This is a genomic window from Pseudonocardia charpentierae, assembly GCF_031845345.1.
Classification (GTDB): Bacteria; Actinomycetota; Actinomycetes; order Mycobacteriales; family Pseudonocardiaceae; genus Pseudonocardia; species Pseudonocardia charpentierae.
The window spans coordinates 1-255 of record NZ_JAVREJ010000141.1; the positions used below are offsets into that span (position 1 = coordinate 1).

Here is a 255-nt window from a genome sequence, read left to right on the forward strand (position 1 = left end):
TCGTCACCGCCCTGCACTCGGGCGACGGGGTCAGCGTGTTCGACAACGGAGCGCCCGCGAGGCGCGTCGAGTGGCTCCGCGGCGGTGCGGTGGGCGAGCTGGCCTACAGCCGGCCCGAGGCTGCCGAGTTCGGCACGGAGTTCGCCCCTCCCGGCGACAACCTGCTGCTCACGGGCGGATCGACGGCGTCGCTGGCCGATATGGTCTCCCGCACGAGACGCGGTCTCCTGCTGACCTGTCTTTGGTACATCCGCG

General features: G+C 71.4%; 1 pseudogene. It reads left to right on the forward strand.

Going from position 1 to position 255, the window contains the following annotated elements:
* Positions 1–255, forward strand: a pseudogene (locus tag RM445_RS32220) (metallopeptidase TldD-related protein); the annotation flags it as partial.